3 protein-coding genes are annotated in these 3158 nt (G+C 60.1%); all 3 read right to left on the bottom strand.

Features of this window, described 5'->3' with window-relative positions:
- Window positions 1-258 precede the first annotated feature (258 nt).
- Complete coding sequence (locus tag ACXAID_RS27590; protein ID WP_475025354.1) at window positions 259-888, bottom strand: SLOG domain-containing protein; 630 nt, start codon at window positions 886-888, stop codon at window positions 259-261.
- Window positions 889-912: 24 nt separating this feature from the next.
- A complete protein-coding gene (locus ACXAID_RS27585) occupies window positions 913-2064 on the bottom strand; it encodes a toll/interleukin-1 receptor domain-containing protein (protein WP_475025353.1) in 1152 nt (383 codons plus the stop codon).
- Between the two features lie 178 nt (window positions 2065-2242).
- Window positions 2243-2740 (bottom strand): TIR domain-containing protein, encoded by a 498-nt coding sequence (locus ACXAID_RS27580; RefSeq protein WP_475025352.1) that lies wholly within the window; start codon window positions 2738-2740, stop codon window positions 2243-2245.
- Window positions 2741-3158: the final 418 nt, after the last annotated feature.

The following is a 3158-nucleotide window of genomic DNA, read 5'->3' as shown; positions in this document are numbered from 1 at the left end:
CATCTGGAAGGCCCCCGCCCAAGACATCATCACCAAAGTCCAACGCGGCCGCGCCACCCTCCACCAGATCAAAACGCAGACGGACCACTAGGGTGGCGGCACCTGATGTAGGAGCGGCGCGGCGACTGCTCGGCTCAGTATCGACCCACCTAACGCTGCGAAAATCCGCGGCAAGGCTTGCGCACCCTCTCAGCCAGGCTTTGGATCATCTCGCGTCCGCCAACGCCGCCGCCAGCGTTCACCCATTGAACATCGAAGCTATTGGATCGCTTCCAGTTCGCCCACCACTGCGCGCCATAACGCCGGATATGTATTGTCCGTTGCCAGTCGGCGGGTCAGTGGCGTGTCCCGCTCTTGCACGAGGCCGCGGGCCTCGCCGCCGGGGCGCCCAACGGGATAGGTCGGACGTCCCGGAAACATTTCTGTGAACAGACGGTGTTCATCTTCGATTCCCTCCATGCCACCGATGAAGCATGCCGCAATCGGATCTGTCTCGTGAAGCATCTGGCCGCGCATCAGAGCGAGGCTTTCCGCCCGTGCGCGCGTCGGGTCCTTCGTGGCTTCAGGTGTCCAGATGATGTGGCCTACACGTTCTTCCTCGAACCGCTGGGTCGCCGCGGGCAGGTCATCGGCGAAGAATCGTGACTGGTAGATGACAACGCGATCAGTTTCCTCAGAAGGGAACTCGGCCGCAACGTAGAGCATGAGCGGGGCGATGGTGGGATGTGCCGCTGTTACTAGCCGAAAGCCCGCAGTCAGGAAGGCGCGGGCCGCGGCCACGACAGCATCGGTGATTTCGAGAGCGTCGAACTCGCCGTCCCATTCAGCGGGATCCGGAATGCTGGCCGAAACAAAAATGGATTCTTTTCGAGGGCGTCGTGCCAGCATCGGCGCGAATGCTATAGGCATGTCCTACCACCATCCTCCTATGGCGTTCTCGGGTGACAACGCCAGGTCGCGCGGTCCCGTTACCCATTCCAGATGTTCACGCAGCGCTGGTCGAAGGTTTCGGGCACTGTGCACGAGCAGAGCCGACGACGTGCCAATGGCACTCCCCCGCGCAAGATCAAGTTGCTGCAGATCGGCCGCCGTGGGTAAGCGAGGTGTAATTCCAACGATCGTCGGGCCGCTCAAGTGTTCAACCCATAACCTCCAATCTTGCAGGGGAATGCACGATGTGCAGCCCGAGGCTTCAGCGGCGTCTTGGATGCTCTGCACGAGCATTCGCCGCCGTCGGACCAGACCTTGGGCGTGGCTTTCCTCGACGGCGGCCACGATTCTGTCGAGTGCCGGTTTGGTGAAGACATCGAAATTGTGGTGGTCTTTGACCAGTTCCCTGTCCAGCATCTGGAGGCGGGGTATCCCCGGGCTGCCTGGCACAGGTTGTGGAGATCCGGGCCATCGAAGAATTAGCACACCCATGGTGTGGCTGAGGGCATAGTCCACTTCGTCGAACACCCAATCTGACGTGTGAGCGAGGGGCGTCTCGAGAAGAAGAAGGAAGGCGTGGTCCTCGAGAGCGTCCGCAATGGCCTGCTGGACACCGTCACCGGTCCTAATGGCAAAGCGGTCAACGAAGGGGCGAAACCCAGCGTGGGTGAGGTGGTCATGCAATTGCTCAGCGGCACCAAGCCCGTCGTCGCGCTTGTGGCTGATGAAGACACGGCGGTCCCGATCTTCAATCCCAAGGTTTTCTAGGACAATCCGCGCTAGTTTCCGTGCAGCGTCATCGGTGCTCCACTCGAAGCCGTTCGCAAACGCCAACGTCGGATGAACACTGGCAGTGAACTGCGTCAACGTCTCGACGACTGGAATGACAACGGTCCCGCACGCCAGCGCAGCTGAGATACGGGCACCCAGGGTCGCGTCAGCGGCTGCAGTCGGGCTGCCGAAGTACGTGCCGATGGTGGGGCCTGTCGTTGTGGGGCTGGACTCACTAACCCGTACCTCCACGGTCCGGTGGAGCCCGATCTCCCGAAGTTCCTGGGCCACAGCAACACCGAGTTCGGAAACCCAGCGATCACGATCACAATGAAAAACTTCAATGGAATAAACTGTGGTCACGCCGGACCCCCGTGAAATTCACACAAGTAGGTTGTTGCATTGTCATGATTCTGCGCGGGGCCCCGATCCTCACGCCGCACTCGGTGGTTCGGTGGCGGAGCCTCTCCAGTTTGAGAACGGCGCCCTCCCGTTTGCCTAGGAGAAGCGAACCTGCACTGCGTTGCGGGCTTATTCATAGCTACCAGTCTCCCGGTTTCGATGGGCAAGTCAGCCACACCCGTAGGCTCGCGTTTACGTTTCGCTGACCCGATGCAGCCGGAGCCGTCTCAATACCACTTTGAAACATGTAGGTGAAGCTTGGAAAACGCTTGCCATAACAGTCGGTGCTCTGATTGCTCCAATCCCTGATCTTGCTGATGTCGATGCCGAGCAGGCAATGACCCAGCGCCTTGCTCTTGGCAATCTCGTAGCTCGCCCGCCGACTGCTGCAGGTGAACTGACCGACGAGAACCACCTTGACACCGGCTCCCGCGAGCTGGCTGTCAATCCGACGCTGAGCTGCCACGACACCCCGCATTTTTCGCTTGCCGAACTCAATAGCGTCGATGAAGCCAGCAGATTCTCCGCCTGGCACCACCCAGCTGTTGCGGTCAACTAGCGCGCGGCCAACATCCTTCTCACATTCGAAACTCAAGAAACCCTGCGCGCCATCACTTCCTCCCCGTTGGAATTCCACTGCTACGGGATGGGTAACAATCGCGTAGGCGGTAAAGACGGATGCCGGGTTGATTGATCACCGTTGGATCCGACGTTGTCATCGATTAGTTGCCGGCTGGGGTGATCCGGCTGTTCAAGGTGCTCACGAACGCAATGGGTGCGGGCTTCCACCTCGCCAATAGTGCCCTACTTCGCCCGTTCGAGTCTAGAGATCGGGTGATCAAGAAAGGTACCTCAGGCCAGTCTATTGAATCGGCAAAGGCCTGCGACCACGGACGGCGCGCCGGAAACCGAAAACATCAGGGGCTCAGGGCGATCAACAAGGCGAGCGCGAGGACGATCGCGCTGGCGAGTCCCCGTTACTGAGTCCACCCGGTTCTTGAGTCGGGTTGGTTTGATCCGTTCTCAGTTGATGCTGCAGGCCACCGGGGTGTGGG

The sequence above is a fragment of the Mycobacterium sp. ABE4_509 genome (genome assembly GCF_056160785.1).
The sequence above is the reverse complement of the archived record's forward strand: the minus strand, read 5'-3'. Positions and strand labels throughout refer to the sequence as shown.